A 390-nucleotide genomic window follows, 5' to 3' on the forward strand; every position below is an offset into this window, starting at 1 on the left:
CCACGAGACCACGGTCAACCTGATCGCGAACGGCATGCTCACCCTGCTGCGGCACCCGGCGGCTCTCGAACGGTTGCGCCGCGACCCCGGGTTCGCCGCCCCGCTGGTGGAGGAACTCCTGCGGTACGAACCCCCCGTGCAGCTGTTGCCGCAGCGCACGCCGCTCTCCCCCGTCGAGGTACGCGGCACCACCATCCCCCGGGGCGCCTCCATGTGGCTGGTGCTGGCCGCCGGCAACAGGGACCCGGAGCAGTTCGGCGACCCGGAGCGCTTCGACCCCGACCGCCGGGACCTGCGGCACCTCGGTCTGGGCAGCGGCATCCACAGCTGCTTCGGGGCGCCGCTGGCCCGGCTGGAGGCGCAGATCGCGCTGAGCCGGTTCGCGGCCCG

The 390-nt window shown here is 74.1% G+C and carries 1 protein-coding gene; it reads left to right on the forward strand.

The features are described 5' to 3' along the window. On the forward strand, positions 1–390 hold a 390-nt coding region (locus G3I78_RS50535), incomplete at both ends, for a cytochrome P450 (protein WP_164437402.1).

The sequence above is a fragment of the Streptomyces sp. SID13726 genome, assembly GCF_010548375.1.
Taxonomy (GTDB): Bacteria; Actinomycetota; Actinomycetes; order Streptomycetales; family Streptomycetaceae; genus Streptomyces.